Genomic DNA, 15024 nt, shown 5'->3' with positions numbered 1-15024 from the left:
TCAACTCAGAAGCTTCACTTACCCTCTGAGGTTAACGCTGAAATGCGTAGACACTGCCTAAGTCTAGCAGCTGTGTCAGCTCATCCAGCGCGGTGCGTCCTTCACGCAGTAATTGCGGATCGGCCAAATCGGCTTGGGTGAGGCGATCACGATAGTGGCGATCCACCCAGCTGTTCAGGGTGTTGAACAGGCGATCATTCATCAATACCGCTGGATTCAGGGCCTGACGCTCTGCTTCATTGAGCACCACGCGCAAACGCAAACAAGCTGGCCCACCGCCGTTGCACATGCTCTCACGCAGATCGAACACCGTGAGTTCGCGAATCGGCCCGCCGCTCTCCACCAGCCCGGTCAAATAGCGCCATACGCCGGCGTGCTGGCGTGACTCTTCTGGCAGCACCAGTCGCATGCCACCTTCAGGATGCTGCAACAGTTGGCTGTTAAACAGATAGGTATTCACCGCGTCGGCTACTGACACTTTATCGCGCGGCACCACAATCGGCTGGAAACCGGGCACGCGCGCCGCCAGCTGTTGCAATAACGCCGGCTGATCGACAAACGCCTCTTCATGGCAGAACAGCACCTGCTGGTTGCTGACGGCGATAACATCGTTGTGGAACACGCCCTGATCGATCACCAGCGGGTTTTGCTGAGCAAACAGCGTGCGTTCATCGTCGAGCTGATGCAAACGCGCCACCGCAGTACTGGCTTCCCGTGTTTGACGTGCCGGATAACGTGCCGGTGCAGCGCCCTGCTGTTGCCCATCTCGGCCATAAATAAACAGCTGCACGCCCGCATCGCCATACTCGGTGCCAAAGCGGTTGTGGTTAGCGGCACCTTCATCGCCAAACAGCGCCACCTGCGGCAAAGCATCATGCACGCTGAAATGTTGCGGATCGCGGAAAATGGCGCGCAGTAAGTCGGCGGTTTCCGGCGCTTCGATGGCACGGTGGAATTTATTGTTAAGGTTAGCCACGGTGAAGTGCACGCGGCCATCGGCGCTATCAGCCGAAGGCGATACAGTGGCGGCATTGGCCACCCACATTGCCGAGGCAGAACTGGCAGCAGACAACAGCTGCGGCGCCTGCTGAGCCGCTTTCGCCAGTACCTGTTCGTCCGAGCCAGCAAAACCGAGCTGGCGCAGTAGCGGGATATTCGGCCGCTCATGCGGCGGGATCACCCCTTGCACGTAGCCCATGTCCGCCAGAGCTTTCATTTTCAACAGGCCCTGCTTTGCGGCCAGGCGCGGGTTTGAAGGCTGCAGCTGATTGCGCGTCGACGCTTCATTACCAAAGGAGAGCCCGGCGTAATGGTGCGTCAGGCCGACCAGACCATCAAAATTGGCTTCAAACGCTTTCATTATTCAGTTCCTTCCGCGGAGAAATCGAGTCCCGGCGATAAGCTGCCCGGCAAGGCCAGGCTTGGGCTCTCTAAAGATGCCATCGGCCACGCGCAGTAATCCGCAGCATACCAGGCACTGGCGCGATGGTTACCGGAAGCACCCACACCGCCAAACGGCGCTGAACTGGCGGCACCGGTTAATGGTTTGTTCCAGTTAACAATGCCGGCTCGCGCTTCCAGCAGCAGCTGGTCAAACTGCGCACGTTGTGGAGAGATCAAGCCGCAGGACAAGCCATAACGCGTCTGGTTAGCGATACGAATTGCCTGATCGTACTCATTGTAACGGATCACTTGCAGCAGCGGACCAAACACCTCTTCGTCAGGCAGTTTCGCCACGTCGGTCATCTCAATGATGCCTGGAGTGATAATGGCGCTGTCGCGGTCGGGCCAGTGCATCGCTAGCAACACCTTACCGCCCAGATCGATGCGCTGCTGCCAGGCTGCGTAAATATGTCCGGCGGCGGCAGGTGAAATTACGCTGCCCATAAAGGGTTGCGGCTCAGCATTCCATGCGCCAGGTTGCAGACGTCCGGCCACTTCCACCAAACGCTGCAGGAAAGCATCGCCTGCCGCTCCACGCTTCACCAGTAGACGACGTGCACAGGTGCAGCGCTGTCCAGCGGTAATAAAGGCAGACTGAATCGCAATGTGTACTGCACCATCAAGGTCTGAAGGATCTTCAACAATCAGCGCATTGTTACCCCCCATCTCCAGCGCCAGCATTTTCTCAGGTTGCCCGGCAAACTGACGATGCAGGTGATAGCCTGTTGCGGCGCTGCCGGTAAACAGCAGACCATCGATTTGTGGCTCATGCGCCAGTGCCTGACCGGTTTCGCGCGCGCCCTGCAACAGCGCTATCACGCCCGCTGGCAGTCCCGCCTGCTCCCACAGTTCAATGGTTTTTTCTGCTGTCATCGGCGTGAGTTCACTCGGTTTAAACACCACGCAGTTACCCGCCAGCAGTGCAGGAACGATATGACCGTTCGGCAGATGGCCGGGGAAATTGTAAGGACCAAACACCGCGAGCACACCATGCGGACGATGGCGCAGCGAACTCTCACCCTCGGCCTGCTCTCCGGTACGCGTGTGGTAGGCTTTCACCGAGATGGCAATTTTATTGATCATCGCCTGCACTTCGGTCAGGGTTTCCCAGCGCGGCTTACCGGTTTCTTTAGCAATGGTCTCTGCCAGCGCGGTTTTGTGGCTTTCGAGTAATGTGGCGAAGGCTTCCACTACCGCCTGACGTGCCGCAAACGGCTTGCGTGCCCACGCGGGAAAGGCCGCGCGCGCCGCTTCACAAGCCGCCGCCACCTGCGCACCGGTCGCTGCCCGCCCCTGCCACAATGTTTCACCGTTCACCGGGTTTTGTTTGGTTAACGCTTCCGCGCCGCCTGTCAGCCATTGACCATTAATGAAGTGCGTCATGCTTTTTTCTCCTCGCGGCACAGCGTGACCACACGCAATGCATCGCCATAATCGCAGCGCAACGCCGTGCGCTGATGTTCATTGATGCGGACTTTTCCGCTTGCCATATCGACAGGCAGCAGCACCACGCGGAAATGCTGGTAATCACCGTTGGCGACCAGACACAACGGCCAGCTTTCATCCGCTTCACCCGCTTCGGCCTGAAGCAGATGGCTTTTACGAATGGCGCGAATGCGATCAATCTCGCACTCCAGCGTTGGGCCGCCGTCAAAGATGTCGACGTAATTGAGATAACGAAACCCTTCGGCTTCCAGCACGGCGCGCGCGGGGGCCGTTTTCGGATGCACTTCACCAATCACCTTCTGCGCCGCTTCGCTGAGATAGTGGATATACAGCGGATGCTTTGGCATCAGCTCGGCAATAAAGGCTTTCTGCCCGGTGCCGCTGAGGAAATCGGCCTCACGAAACTCCATGGAGAAGAAACGGCTACCGACGCTGTCCCAGAACGGGGAATGACCGGTGTCATCGCTGACACCGCGCATCTCTGCCACCACATGCTTCATAAAGCGGTCGCGGAAATTAGCCATAAACAGGAAACGGGATTTCGACAGCAGATGGCCATTTTTGCCATCGCGATAATCGGGATCGAGGAACAGGGTGCACAGCTCGCTACTGCCGGTGTGATCGTTACTTAAAGACAGCGTTGGCAAGCTGGCATAAACGTTTAACTCTTTCGAAGCGTGCACCTGGGTGCCCACACGGAAGTTGTACCACGGGTCTTGCAGGCCTACGGCCACCTCAATGGCACAGATGCCGACAGCACGGTTGTCTTCGCTGTCGGCCAGCACAAATACATAGCCTTGTTCAGCACGCGATAACGCGCCCTGCCAGGTCTGCAGAGAACGCTCGATTCGCGCTTTCAGTGTATCGCTATCGGCGGGCAGCGAAGTTAAGCCGCCCCCGGTTTTGCCCGCCAGCGACAGCAACTGCGCAAGGTCGTCACGTTCGACGGGGCGAATCACCATCATGATGCAGCTCCTGTGAGTACACGAGCGCAGGCACGTTCAAAGCGCGCCAGTCCCTCTTTCACTTCCGCTTCGCTGATATTCAGCGCTGGCGCGAAACGCACCACGTTGGCACCGGCAATCAGCACCATGACACCTTCTTCAGCCGCCGCCAGGTTGAACTGCTTCGCTTTCCCGGCAAAATCTTCATTCAGCACGGCACCAATTAACAGCCCAAGACCGCGAACTTCTTTAAAGATCGGCAGGCGCTGATTCATCTCCTGCAGTGCATCGACAAACCACTGGTGGCGCTGCCCCACGCCCGTCATAAAATCGGGTTGGTTAATAAGTTCCATCACTTTACCGGCGACGGCACCCGCCAGCGGGTTACCGCCGTAGGTAGTGCCATGGGTACCCACGCCCATCACCAGCGCCAAATCTTCGCGTGTCAGCATCGCGCCAATCGGGAAGCCGCCACCGAGCGCTTTGGCGGTGGTCAGGACGTCCGGCGTCACGCCATAGTGCATGTAGGCATACAGCGAGCCGGTACGACCCACGCCGCTCTGTACTTCATCGAATATCAGGGTCGCCTGATGTTTGTCGCACAGTTCACGCAGGCCGCGCAGGAAAGCAGGATCGGCAGGCAAGACACCGCCTTCACCCTGAATCGGTTCAACAATCACGGCACAGGTCTGGTCATTGATCAGTGCTGCCGCAGAGGCGAGGTCGTTGAAGTTGGCGTGCTGAATCGCCGGAGGCAGCGGTGCAAAATCACGTGAGTAAGCCGGTTGTCCACCCGCTGAAACGGTAAACAGCGTGCGTCCATGGAAAGCATTATTGAAGGCTACAATGCCATTTTTCTCTGCGCCAAAACGATCGTGCGCCACTTTACGGGCCAGCTTCAATGCCGCCTCGTTGGCTTCTGCCCCGGAGTTACAGAAGAACACGCGATCGGCGAAGGTGGCGTCAATCAGTTGTTTAGCCAGACGCAAAATAGGTTCGTTAGTATAGCCATTGCCGGTGTGCCACAGCTTACCCGCCTGCTCGGTCAGTGCCTGTTGCAAAGCCGGATGCGCATGTCCCAATGCATTCACCGCGATGCCGCCTGCAAAGTCGATGTAATCCTTACCTTGCTGATCCCAAAGGGTTGAGCCTTCAGCACGCACCGGTACGAAAGCCGCAGGGGCGTATACCGGCATCATCCATTGATCAAAATCGTGACGTGAAACCTGCAGTGACATAGCCATTTCTCCTGCTCCACCTGAGTGAAGCTATTGTTTTAAAATTGTTAAAATCTGTTGTGTCGCAGCACTACTGTAGAGTGCAGTAAGCGTGCCAGCTAGAGGAAAAAATGCATAAACGGGTTTGAGTAACGCAATATCAATGAGTTACACCATGCCACTATTCACATAAAATGCATAAAAAGTGAATATCAGTCTGATGGAGATGGGAGAGCAGCAATTTATTTAGCAGATTTATGCATTCACAAAATGAAATAGCGCTTTTGTGATCGCACAGGGAATATTTCGCCAAAATGTCGCGGCTGTCGCCCTGTTTTAGGGCAACTTGTGCATTTATGGTGCGAAAGTGTGCAGGAAGTGTGCAGCCAAATGGGCAAGTAAAGGCAGGGCCGATTCGCCGCTAATTAACAATCTCGTTGCATATTTGGCTGTATTTTGAACAGCCATTTAATTAAACGTGAGTTAAACGATATTTAGTGACTAAGGTTATTATCAGAACAGAAATAAAAGGATACAAAGAGATTAACCAGATAATTACCATGCTAATGATTAGGTGGTTTTCTATATTTGTTATTGAACAATAATGCATAGGCTTGTGCTATTTAACCCTCAAAGAAACGCGGTGATTTACTTTTCTTTAATTTTACTAAAAAACATTAAAAACAATGATATATGTATTTATATTGGACAAATGCATGACAGAATTGAGATAAGTTTATCCAATGTAAAATTCCGAATAATGGAAGTTAAGATTAAAAATCACACAAAAAGCCAATCGGAAATATTTAGTTACATATATTGCACTGTTGATCTTGAACCTTTTGTGTCATTTTCTTTTCACCCCGATGACGGGGACACAATTAAAAAATATCACAGGGTAAATTATAAATGATGAAGCGCTCCTTACTGGCAGCAGTGATGCCTTTACTGCTGGGACTTTCTTCGGCTCAGGCCGCCGAAATCTATAACAAAGATGGCAACAAGCTGGACCTGACCGGCAAAATCAACGTCTCGCATCTGTTCTCGGATAACGACAGCGCAAACGGTGAAGTTTCTTCTTATACCCGTCTGGGCTTTAAAGGCGAAACCAAAATTAATGACCAACTGACCGGCTATGGTCAGTGGCAATACCAGTACAGTCTGAGCAACTCTGAAGGCAGCGATGCCAACTCAGGCAACAAAACCCGTCTGGGCTTTGCAGGCCTGAAAGTAGCTCAGTTTGGTTCAATCGACTACGGCCGTAACTACGGTCTGGTGTATGACGTACTGGGTTACACCGATATGCTGCCGTACTTTGGTGGTGATTCCGGTTACACCGATGCCTTCCTGTCAGGCCGTTCTACCGGTGTGCTGACCTGGCGTAACAAAGATTTCTTCGGTCTGGTGAAAGGCTGGAACTTTGCCGCGCAGTACGAAGGCAAAAACGAGCGCTCTGATAGCGCGACTGCCAGCAACCTGGCGGTACGTCGTTCGAATGGTGATGGCTTTGCGCTGTCAACCTCTTATGACTTCGATTTCGGCCTGAGCCTTGTCGGTGCTTACGCTAATCTGGATCGTGTCACTGCACAGAACACCGCGACCTACGGCCGTGGCGATAAAGCGCAGAGCTGGGCAGCCGGTCTGAAATATGATGCTAACCAGATTTACCTGGCGACCATCTATGGCGAAACGCAGAATGCAACGCCGATCGGTAACAACGGTTTCGCTAACAAAGCGGTTAACTTTGAAGCCGTTGCACAGTATCAGTTCCTGAACGGCCTGCGTCCTTCACTGGGCTATGTGTCTTCTCGCGCGAAAGATGTTGAGAACAACGTGGGCGATACCGATCTGTTCAAATACGTTGCCGTTGGCGTGACTTACTACTTCAACAAGAACATGTCTGCTTATGCAGAATATAAAATCAACCTGTTGAAAGATAATAACGCGTTGAACATCAACACTGACGACGTAACTGCTGTTGGTCTGGTGTATCAGTTCTAAGAGAGTATCCCTCATTGCATACCGGCTAGTGTCGGCTGGGTATGAGCCAGGGGCAGCGTAAGCTGCCCTTTTTTATTGTCGTTATACAGGTACTCAATCGTGATTGAGGACGCGATAACTGACTGTTTCCGTTATTACTCTTCATGATTTTACACTCATGGAGACAACGCTAATGAATCGATTTTGTATTTGTGCACTTATGCTGATGATGTGTGCGTCGCTTGCACAGGCCGCAGCGGGTTTTCGTCAGATAACACTTGATAGTCAAGGCAATCGTCCGCTCAATGTTGCGTTTTGGTATCCCACTGCCGCCACGGGCGTCTTTGAAGATGTGGGTGAGAACCCCGTGTTCTATGGTGAGCCGATGTTACGCAATGCAACGCCTCGTCCAGGACAGCATCCTTTAGTCCTTCTGTCTCACGGCTATGGCGGTAGCTGGCGTAACCTCAACTGGTTGGCGCATGCACTCACTATGCAGGGATATATCGTCGCTGCCCCCAATCATCCCGGTACAACAACTGAGAATCACGATCCTGCTACTGCCCGGAAACTTTGGCTGCGTCCAGATGATATCAGCCGGGTACTGGATCGGTTATTGGCAGACGAACACCTGGCAGGAAAGGTCGATTCGTTGCGCATCGCCGCCATCGGCCACTCACTCGGAGGGTGGACAGTAATGGAGTTAATCGGTGCCCGGTTTTCGTCGAACAGATTTGTTCAGGATTGTCAGAACCACGCGCAACTAGCAGACTGTCAATTAATCGAGACTTTGGGTATCAGCAATAAAAATACCGCTTCTTTATTAGATGCTCAATTACGTAATCCACGTATTAAAGCGGCCGTATCGCTTGATCTTGGTCTGGCGCGCGGATTCACACCTGAGAGCCTGGCAAGGGTTTCTGTGCCAGTGCTGGTGTTATCCGCAGAACAAGACAGTGTTGAACTTCCCGCCTCACTGGTATCCGGCTATCTGGCGCAGTATCTTCCGCCGCAACAGACATCGTTTTCACGTATAAGAGGCGCAACCCACTTTAGTTTTATGCAGCGCTGTAAACCCCATGGTGCTGAGTTAATCGAACAATCTTCCCCTGGTGAGGGCTTCGTTTGCCGGGATCAAGGCAGCCTCACCCGCGCCGATATTCATCAGGAGTTAATCGCCCGTATCACTCGCTTTCTGACAGCGGCATTGAACTCGCCTGCTGACGAAATGCACTCGGCGTCTGTCCGCTAATGCGTAAAAACTCGCGATTGAAATTTGATTTAGTGGTGAATCCTGACGCCAGCATCACCTCCGTAACCGGCAGTGAACTGCTTCGAAGCAACTGCTGCGCATGAGCGATGCGAAAACCATTTATCCACTGAGAAACATTGCAGTGGTAAGTCGCATTGATCGCACGTGAGATATGACGCGAGGGAATACCGGATTTGCGTGCTAACAGATTCAACGTGAGTTGTGTATTAAGGAACAGGTCATCCTGCCGCAGTCGATTTTCCAGTTGCAGGCACAAGGCTGCCTGCTCAGGCGTCTGCGACGGAGAAGAATCGGGCAGTACTGTCTCAATACTCACTTCCCGGGGGCGGGTCCGTGCTGCAAGTACAATCGCCAGACTAAGCAAAGGCAGCATTAAACTTTGCAGTATCGCGATGATTTGCGGCACAAGCTTGCCCTGATGCAAAGTGAATTCGAGCGCCACCAGCAAATCTGTCATACCAGAGAAGCAAAGAAAAACACCGGCGGTAAGAGCCATTCTTGCCGCCAGCCCGACTTCACCAATGCGCGCATCGCTAAATCGATCCCCACCGCCTAAGCCCATAAGAATCAATGTCGCCCCGTATCCGATATAAAGCACAAATAGCGCGCTATCAATGGCTTCTGGCCAGCACTGCATAATGATGATGGCCAGCGCGGGCGGGACGATTTTCCAGCGTGAATATTGATGAGTCGTATGCGGGCTGAAACAGTGCCAGGCCAGCGCCGGGATTAGCGTTGCTAATAACACGCGCAAAGCCATGAGTGGTGTTGACGGCCAGATCCAACGTAATGCTCCCACCGCCAGTAACAGTGAGCAGACGACCAGAAATAGCAGCGTGGTTTGGTGGCGTTGCTTATCGTTCGCCGCTAAGGTCACGATTAAAATTAGCAGCACCAGTAGCGTAACCAGCGGAACCGGAATTGAAGGCATGTAGTAAGAATCCATTCTTGACAATAAGCCGCTATATTACCAGGTTCATGCACTGAAGTGGCGGGAGTTTCTTCGATGGCCGTTACTAAGGCGTCATCAGATCGAAACGATTATCCTCACCGGAATCGATGCTAAACGGTTCCTGAATTTGCAGCGTAATCCAGTTGGAGGTCACCCGACTGCCCTTGCTGTCTTCCAGTGTCACAGACAGACGATAGCTGTTGGTGGCGTCCGATGCGCTATTCCATGCGGGCATGATGATGCTCCAGCCTTGCGGATCATTCGGATTAGCGCCCGGCGTGAGGCTTAACGCCTGGGTATCGCCCTGCCACGTCACCCTGGTTATCGGATTCGCATTACGGATTTGCAATTTCAGCGGCAGGCTTTCGCCGCCGTTTAATTGCCATGGCGGTGTGGCGAGGAATACCGATAAGGTTTTGCGCTGACGATACTCCACCACCGGCGTATTGTTGCGCGTCACCATGTCGTAACGGCTGCCGCGCAGCGAACGCGCTTCGGCCACGTTATCGGCACTCAACTGCTGGCTCAGCGGCACACCAAAACGATAGTTGAGATGCAAACCCAGCTGATCCTGACTTTCACCTTCATTACTGGTTTTGTGGCTGGCAGAAAATGTCACCAGCGGCACCGGCGTGTAGGACACACCAAAGGTCAACGCCGAAGGATTGTGATAGGTATTGCCGCTGCTAAACAGATCCACATCATTGCCCAGGTACTGCTCCCAGCTCACTGACATACCTAGCTGGCGATAAAACGGCAGGTAGCCCTGAGTGGTGAAATCGTAGCCGCGTGCTAAACGCTGCTGCTGGAAGGGATCGCGATTTTGCCAGCCCGATAGCGGTGTGTAGTAGTTAGCCGAGAAGCGCAGGTAATCGCCCCAGGCTTCTGTGCCCACTGAAGCACGCTGCAATCCGCTGTTAAACATGCGATCGACAAAACCGTTGTAACCAAGCAGCCATTTGCCCGCCGTCCAGCGTTGTCCTAAGCCGATATTGCCCACCAGCCCATCATCCGTTTGGTGAAAACCCACCTCACTAAAGGTCAGATATTGATAGCGATCGGCCCACGGCGTAAGCAGAGAAGCGCCACTGCCGGTGAAGTTACCATCCATATCAACGTTAAAATCGATCTGCGCTTTACCATAAGGCGATAGCAGAGATTGGCCCTCATCCACCACGCGGTTTGCCACTTCATCGCGGAAATGGTTAAACGCCCAGATACCCGCCTGATGACCAAAAGTGTTGTCACTGGTGCTGTCCTGACTGGCTTCACCAATGCTCTTGGCGATGGTCGCCAGATTTTTGCTGAAAGCCGCATTCTCATCTTCATAGCCAAGTGCGGGGAGATCGCTGGCCATCTTCTGGAAGCGTTCGGGATCGCTAAAGGGCGCATCAGCAACATGCGTGTCAGTGACCAGCGCCAGAGCAGGCGCGGTTAAAAGCAGCCCCGTTGCAGCGGGCAGCATGCGCAGTGATTTGAATGCAGAGAAAACAGATGTCATAGCAAAAACAGGCTTTTATCCAGTTTAGAATTTGAAGTGGCTCACAAAACTGTACTGGAATACCCTAACACATTCTGCCGATATTGCAGAAAAAGCCGGGCGGAATTAGGACATTGCCTGATTAGCAAAAGGCATCATCTTATATTGATAGCGGCATCGCTCCGCAGAGCGCCCTGCGTAAAGCCCCGCAAGACGCTCACGGCTGCTGCGATTAGGAGAATATCAGCCCGCCATCCACATTGATGGTTTGGCCGGTGATGTAGCGCGCATCATCCGAGGCGAGAAACGCCACCAACCCGGCGACATCTTGCGGCTGTCCGGCGCGTTTCAGCGGAATATTTTCCACCCATTCCGCCATCAACTCACCTTTGCCATACTGCTTTTTATCGCTGCTAAGGATTTCTCCCCACACGCGATCGTTGTAATCCCACATCTCGCTTTCGATGATACCCGGACAGAAAGCATTCACGGTGATGTGCGACGGCGCCAGTTCCAGTGCCAGGCTCTGAGTAATGCCGATAACACCCATTTTACTGGCCGCATAGTGTGGCGTGTAAATAAAGCCTTGTCGCCCCTGCCCGGATGAGGTGTTGATCAGGCTGCCGCTGCCCTGCTTCACCATGTACTTTGCCGCCTCACGGCAACACAGCCAGACGCCGGTGGTGTTCACAGCCAGAATTTTTTCGAAATCGCTCTTTGGCATCGCGTCAAAGCGATCAATAGTGATCACTCCGGCATTCTGAATCGAGACATCAATGGTGCCAAAGCGCTCCGCCGCCTGCTGATAAAGCTGCTGCACTTCGGCCTCATTGGTCACATCCACCTGCAGCGCCAGAATCTCGCTGCCATACTGTTCTTCCAGCGCCCGCGCTGTGGTGAATACCCGGTCCGAGTTGGACACCATTACCAGCCGAGCGCCATCGCGCGCAAATCGTGCGGCAATGCCAGCACCAATGCCGCGGCATGCGCCGGTAATCACCACCGTTTTTCCACTAAAATCGCGTGTCATATTGCCTCCTGTTATCCGTGCGTTGCTTCAGGCAGGGCGGCCGATTGCTGCTTTTTTTCATGTCTGCGCAGCAGCACCACCTTACTTTGTAATTTTTGCTGGAACTGGTCGATGACCACGGCGGTGACGATCACCAGCCCTTTAATCACCATTTGCCAGAAATCGCTGACGCCCATCATCACCATGCCATCAGCGAGGAATACGATGACAAAGGCACCGATAATCGAACCCGATACACGCCCGCGCCCTCCTGCTAACGCCGTTCCGCCCAATACGGTTGCACCGATGGCGTCCATCTCGAACATGTTGCCGGTCATCGGGTGCGCGGTTTGCAGTTGGGATGCGACGATCAATCCCACCAGCGCAGCACATAAACCGGAGAAGGCATAGACAAACACTTTGACCTTAATGATCGGTACACCGGCCAGGCGTGCCGCAGATTCATTGCCGCCGGTGGCATAGATATAGCGGCCCAGCGGGGTTTTACGTGTCAGATAAAGGCCGAGCAGCAGGAAGCCGATCATTAACCAGATTGGGATGTAGACGCCAAGCACACTGCCCGATCCCAGCAGCGCGAAACCGGTATTACCCAATGCTGGCATCCCCACCAGATTGGCGTAGGTACTGCCATCGTTGAACAGCAGCGCGGCCCCACGAGCCACATACATCATGCCGAGGGTGCAGATAAAGGGTGCCACGCCCAGACGCGTCACCACGGTGCCGTTGATCAACCCCAGCACGATGCCGAACAGCGCCACCACCAGAATCACTTCCGGCACGTTAAAGAACAGCGTGTTGCCGCCCCACAGCGGCACACCATTGGTGAGCAACGCCCCCGCCACCATGCCGCAAATGCCCGCCACCGCACCGACTGACAGGTCGATGCCACCCGTCAGGATCACCAGCGTCATACCAATGGCCAGCAGCCCGGTGATGGCAACATGCTGCGTCATGATCAGTAAGTTTGAGGTGGTCAGGAAGTTGGGCACCATAAAGCTAAAAAAGCCAACCACGATCAGTAATGCGATAAAGGTTCGCGCTTTCAGCAAGTACATATAAAGCAGGTATTTCTGGTTCATTTTATTGCTCTCCTGCGGGCTCAATCATGCGGTGTTGAGGCGCTAATCAGCGCTTCTCGCGTTGCCGCGCTGCGCGGTAAATCGGCGGTAATACGGCCATCAGCCATCACCAGAATGCGATCGGCCAGTGCCATCACCTCGTCCAGTTCAGAAGAGGAGAACATCACCGCCAGACCTTGCTGTGCGAGATTGCCAATCAGGTGGTACACGTCTGTTTTTGCCCCCACATCGATTCCACGCGTAGGCTCATCCAGCAGCACCACCTGTGGGCCGGTCATCAGCGCTTTTCCCAGCACCACTTTCTGCTGGTTGCCGCCGCTGAGTGAGGTGATCGGCAGTTCCGGGTCGCTGACTTTGATGGCGAGATGACCAATCATTTCATCGACGCGGCTTTGCTCTCTACGGGGATTGAGTAAGCGCAGCGCACGGCGAAAACCACGCAGGCTGAGATCGCTGAGCGTCATGTTGGCGGTGATCGACATCAACTGCACCACGCCTTCGGTTTGTCGGTCTTCCGGCACCAGCGCAATGCCTTTCTTTAAGCGCTGCTGGAAGTTGCGTTTATCCAGCACTTCGCCATTCAGACTGACGCTGCCGGACTGGCAGTGCATCATGCCAATCAGCCCTTTAAACAATTCCGTGCGTCCCGCGCCCAGCAAACCGTAAATGCCGATCACTTCGCCTTTACGCAGCGAAAACGACACATCATTGAGCTTGTAGCCGCCATTCTGATGCAGTGCCGTCAGCCCGTTGACGTTCAAAATCGTTTCGCCCTGAGTGGCGGGCTGATAGTCAAAGTGTTTATTCTTGTCGCCGACCATCTGTTCGATGATCCAGGGAACCGAAGCGTCACGCACTTCCCGCTCACTGATAAAGCGGCCGTCACGAAAAATGGTGATGTGATCGCCAATCTCCATCAGCTCTTCCAGTCGATGCGAGATATAGATGATGGTGACGCCACGCCGTTTCAGCTGGTCAATCACGTTGAACAGCACCTTCACTTCAGACTGGCTCAGCGCACTGGTGGGTTCATCCATGATCAGCACGCGCGTATCTTTCGATAGCGCCCGGGCAATTTCGACCAGCTGTTGATGGCCAATCCCCAGTTCGCCCAGCGCCGCATAAGGGTCAACATCCAGCTCAAGACGCTCCAGTAACGATTTCGCCAACGCGTACTGATACTTTTCGTTGATCACGCCGCGTTGGAAAAATTCATTGGCGATAAAGATGTTGTCCATCACGTTCATGTTGGGGAACAGGTTAAGTTCCTGAAAGATGATGCTGATACCGTGCTTTTCCGCCTGATGAGTGGAGTTGAGCGACACCACTTCGCCATCCAGCAGAATTTCACCGGATGAAGGGGTTTCCACGCCCGCCAGCATCTTCATCATGGTGGATTTTCCCGCCCCGTTTTCACCTATCAACACGTTCACTTTGTTGCGATAGACGCGGTAGTTCACCTGATCGAGCGCGGTGACGCCGGGGTAAATACGCGAAACATTGCGGGTTTCGATGATCACGTCACTTTGAGTATTTTGCATGCCCGCTCCTTACTGCCGCACGATGGCAGCAGGTGTGACATTCGGCACCTGCTCAGGGGTATCGAAGCTGCTGAATACGCCGGACAGCTGCACTTTATCACCCACTTTCGGCTTAAAGGCGCTCATCATATTGGCGGCCTGCTGATTAATGGCGCGGCTGTAGTCACCAAACAACACCTGATCGTTGAAGTCCTGATAGCTGGCCCCTTTATAGGCATCACGCAGCACCGTGCCAGGGAAAATCGGACCGACCTGCACCGTCACGTTATCGCCGGAAACGTCTTTTACCGTCATACGGCCATTGCGCGAAGTGGTATTGACCGCCGTAACTTCACCACTGACGTTGACGCTGAAGACACAGGGGTTCTCTTCCTGTGCGCGGTAGCCATAGGTTTGACAGGCGCTGTCAAAATCTTTGGCGGACTTCAGCGCATTCAGCAGTTCCGCCACCGGCTTCGCATCGTGCTGAATCTGCGGTACCAGTTTCTGCTGCCAGGTCTGAGCAATATTGGCCATTTTAGGATTGGGGGGATTTTTCAGGTCGGCCAGCTCCTGCTGCGACACAATGCGGCAACCGCTAAGGATCACGATAGGAAGCAGTAACCAGAGTCGTTTGTGCATCACATTCTCCTGGGCGCC

12 protein-coding genes are annotated in these 15024 nt (G+C 53.8%); 2 read left to right on the top strand and 10 right to left on the bottom strand.

Annotated features, from left to right (window positions below):
* Positions 1-31: 31 nt before the first annotated feature.
* The 4 genes from astB to AC6I8L_RS08230 are packed head-to-tail and all read right to left on the bottom strand — an operon-like array spanning position 32 to position 5071.
* Positions 32-1360, bottom strand: a complete 1329-nt coding sequence (gene astB / locus AC6I8L_RS08245; protein ID WP_058959725.1) for an N-succinylarginine dihydrolase — start codon at positions 1358-1360, stop codon at positions 32-34.
* Positions 1360-2826 (bottom strand): succinylglutamate-semialdehyde dehydrogenase, encoded by a 1467-nt coding sequence (astD, locus tag AC6I8L_RS08240; protein ID WP_498014391.1) that lies wholly within the window; start codon positions 2824-2826, stop codon positions 1360-1362. The genes astB and astD overlap by 1 nt, the downstream gene beginning before the upstream one ends.
* A complete protein-coding gene (astA, locus tag AC6I8L_RS08235; protein ID WP_058959724.1) occupies positions 2823-3854 on the bottom strand; it encodes an arginine N-succinyltransferase in 1032 nt (343 codons plus the stop codon). Before astA ends, astD begins: the two co-directional genes overlap by 4 nt.
* On the bottom strand, positions 3851-5071 hold the full coding sequence (locus AC6I8L_RS08230; protein WP_058959723.1) for an aspartate aminotransferase family protein: 1221 nt from the start codon (positions 5069-5071) through the stop codon (positions 3851-3853). Before AC6I8L_RS08230 ends, astA begins: the two co-directional genes overlap by 4 nt.
* Before the next feature lie 888 nt (positions 5072-5959).
* Between AC6I8L_RS08230 and AC6I8L_RS08225 the strand changes: the two genes are divergently transcribed.
* On the top strand, positions 5960-7051 hold the full coding sequence (locus AC6I8L_RS08225; protein ID WP_058959721.1) for a porin: 1092 nt from the start codon (positions 5960-5962) through the stop codon (positions 7049-7051).
* 172 nt (positions 7052-7223) lie between these two features.
* Positions 7224-8282, top strand: a complete 1059-nt coding sequence (locus AC6I8L_RS08220; RefSeq protein ID WP_072226502.1) for an alpha/beta hydrolase family protein — start codon at positions 7224-7226, stop codon at positions 8280-8282.
* On the opposite strand, the gene AC6I8L_RS08215 is transcribed toward AC6I8L_RS08220, so the two are convergent.
* The 6 genes from AC6I8L_RS08215 to AC6I8L_RS08190 all read right to left on the bottom strand — a co-directional run bounded on the left by AC6I8L_RS08215 (position 8215) and on the right by AC6I8L_RS08190 (position 15006).
* On the bottom strand, positions 8215-9234 hold the full coding sequence (locus tag AC6I8L_RS08215; RefSeq protein WP_058959771.1) for a helix-turn-helix domain-containing protein: 1020 nt from the start codon (positions 9232-9234) through the stop codon (positions 8215-8217). The two genes, AC6I8L_RS08220 and AC6I8L_RS08215, sit on opposite strands and share 68 nt — an antisense overlap.
* Before the next feature lie 85 nt (positions 9235-9319).
* Complete coding sequence (locus AC6I8L_RS08210; protein WP_082678099.1) at positions 9320-10756, bottom strand: YchO/YchP family invasin; 1437 nt, start codon at positions 10754-10756, stop codon at positions 9320-9322.
* Between the two features lie 211 nt (positions 10757-10967).
* The gene (locus tag AC6I8L_RS08205) at positions 10968-11765 is read right to left on the bottom strand and encodes an SDR family oxidoreductase (protein ID WP_058959720.1); all 798 of its coding nucleotides are present in this window, start codon (positions 11763-11765) and stop codon (positions 10968-10970) included.
* 11 nt (positions 11766-11776) lie between these two features.
* Positions 11777-12844 (bottom strand): ABC transporter permease, encoded by a 1068-nt coding sequence (locus AC6I8L_RS08200; RefSeq protein ID WP_034821800.1) that lies wholly within the window; start codon positions 12842-12844, stop codon positions 11777-11779.
* A gap of 20 nt (positions 12845-12864) precedes the next feature.
* Positions 12865-14385 (bottom strand): sugar ABC transporter ATP-binding protein, encoded by a 1521-nt coding sequence (locus AC6I8L_RS08195; protein WP_058959719.1) that lies wholly within the window; start codon positions 14383-14385, stop codon positions 12865-12867.
* 9 nt (positions 14386-14394) lie between these two features.
* Positions 14395-15006: a DUF2291 family protein gene (locus AC6I8L_RS08190; RefSeq protein ID WP_058959718.1), complete on the bottom strand. Its 612-nt coding sequence runs from the start codon at positions 15004-15006 to the stop codon at positions 14395-14397.
* Between the last annotated feature and the right edge of the window lie 18 nt (positions 15007-15024).

The sequence above is a fragment of the Type-E symbiont of Plautia stali genome, from assembly GCF_059731115.1.
The sequence above is the reverse complement of the archived record's forward strand: the minus strand, read 5'-3'. Positions and strand labels throughout refer to the sequence as shown.